At 46.4% G+C, this 2,148-nt stretch carries 2 protein-coding genes and 1 pseudogene; all 3 read left to right on the top strand.

The features are described 5' to 3' along the window. Positions 1-76 precede the first annotated feature (76 nt). A pseudogene (tnpA, locus tag GMA8713_RS25465) lies at positions 77-388 on the top strand (IS66 family insertion sequence element accessory protein TnpA). Next, on the top strand, positions 385-738 hold the full coding sequence (tnpB, locus tag GMA8713_RS25460) for an IS66 family insertion sequence element accessory protein TnpB (RefSeq protein WP_062715458.1): 354 nt from the start codon (positions 385-387) through the stop codon (positions 736-738). The pseudogene tnpA and the gene tnpB overlap by 4 nt, the downstream one beginning before the upstream one ends. 59 nt (positions 739-797) lie before the next feature. After that, the coding region (tnpC, locus tag GMA8713_RS25455) for an IS66 family transposase (RefSeq protein ID WP_062715456.1) at positions 798-2,148 on the top strand (1,351 nt) is incomplete at its 3' end.

Here is a 2,148-nt window from a genome sequence, read left to right as displayed (position 1 = left end):
CTTTGAGATCTACTATTAGGAACAGCTATTTAGTACGAATAATAAGATCAAGTCTCCAACCATGAGGAGATTTGAAATGAGAAAACGACGCACCAATCAAGAGTGGCAAACGCTTATCGAGCAATCTGAATCGAGTTCACTGTAGATACTCGCGTTTTGTAAGCTCAATGAACTTAATCCCTCAACGTTCTATGCCAAGCGCCAGCAACTCTATATGACTGACATATCTCTAGGCTTTGTCCGAGCTGAAGTCGTCGAAAAGACGACGAAGTATCAAGCTCAGATAGCAACTGCTAACATGACTCTTCTCATCAATGATGTTGAGCTGAGCATTCCACAAGGCACGCCAGCGGCCTATCTCGCAGAGCTTATCGGTGCGTTATCATGAAACGCATGCTCAGCGCTCCAGAGATTTACTTGTATCGTGAAAGCGTCGATTTTAGAAAATCCATCAACGGTCTTGCTGCGATTATCGAAAATGACACCGGCTTACCCTTGGGAAGTGGTGCACTGTTCCTGTTCACCAACAAGCAGCGCGATAAAATCAAAGTGTTGTACTGGGATAAAACGGGGTTCGCTCTCTGGTATAAACGTCTTGAAAAAGCCAAGTACAAGTGGCCATCAAAAGAGAAAAATGAGGTGTTTCATCTAACGCAACTCGAGCTTGATAGACTGCTTTCTGGCTTCACGATTATCGGCCATAAACCCGTACAAATAAACGATTTTACAATAACTTAAACGATAATAAAGCCTTATCCACCAAGCGTTAACGGCATGATTTTAGTATAATAAATGTCATGAAAAAGACGCCAAATATCAACCCACAAAGTCAAGATGTTGCCGAGCTACAAGCGATGGTAAAAACGCTGATGTCGGAGAAAAACAAGTGGAAACAAGAACGCCAATCGCTACTTGAACAACTCAAGCTTGCCTTCGACCGTCAGTTCGCTAAACGCTCGGAGGCGCTAAAGCCTTACGATGAATCGCAAGGTGACCTCTTCAACGAAGCGGAATGTGAAGCTGCTAAGGAAGAAGAGATTGAGATCACGACGACCACCACAACGAAGAAACGCGGTAAACGCAAGCCACTTCCAAAGACCTTGCCTCGTGAAGTTATCGAACTTGATTTAGACGACCATGAAAAGCAGTGCGCTTGTTGCCAACATAGTCTGCATAAAATCGGTGAAGACCGCAGTGAGAAACTTGAGTTCTCACCAGCCGTACTCAAAGTGCTGGAATATGTTCGTCCTAAATATGCTTGCCGCCAGTGCGAGCAAACCCAAGACAACAACCACATTGTTCAAAAGCCAGCGCCGCAAAGCATTATCCCTAAGAGCTTCGCCACAGAAAGCTTGCTGGCCAACATCATCCTTGGCAAATACCAATACGCGATGCCACTTTACCGCCAAGAGTCGCTATTTACCCAGTCGGGAATCGAACTATCACGAACCACTATGGCAAGGTGGGTTATCCAAGTCAGTGAGAAGTTCGAACCACTCTATGCCGCCCTAAAAGAGCACTTACTCGAGCAAGTGGTGGTTCAGGCGGATGAAACGCCGCTCAATGTCCTCAAGGAAGATAAACAGTGTTATATGTGGCTCTACTGCTCGGGCGCAGACTCGCCAGATGCCGCACTCCCCAATGTGAAAAATATCGCCTTGTACGACTATCAAAACAGTCGCGCGAGAGCATGCCCCGTTGCTTTCTTGGGGGATTATCGTGGTTATCTGCAAACCGATGGCTATGGTGCCTATGATGGACTTCACCGAGTGACCAATGTGGGTTGCATGGCGCATGCACGGCGTAAGTTCATGGGGGCTAAGAAGCTTCAAGGCAAAGGTAAGTCAGGCAAAGCAGATAAAGCGCTGGCCAAAATCCAGAAGCTTTATGGCATAGAGTCGAGGTTAAAAGGCCAATCGGTAGAGAAACGAAAATCTGAGCGGCAACTGCATGCCAAACCGATACTGAATGAGTTGTACGAGTGGATGACGTCTCAACAAGTGATAGAGTCCAGCCCGCTGGGTAAAGCGATAAAATACACGCTAGGTCAATGGCCGAAGCTCATCCGCTATATCGACGATGGTCATTTATCGATAGACAATAATCGCGCTGAACGCGCAATTAAATCGCTGGTCATTGGCCGAAAAA

The organism is Grimontia marina (assembly GCF_900060185.1).
GTDB lineage: Bacteria > Pseudomonadota > Gammaproteobacteria > Enterobacterales > Vibrionaceae > Enterovibrio > Enterovibrio marinus.
Note: the sequence above shows the minus strand (reverse complement) of the source record. Positions and strands in the feature narration are given on the sequence as shown.

Excerpts from the sequence above, each read along its gene's own strand:
- tnpB (WP_062715458.1), top strand. The coding sequence starts at position 385 with ATGAAACGCATGCTCAGCGCTCCAGAGATTTACTTGTATCGTGAAAGC.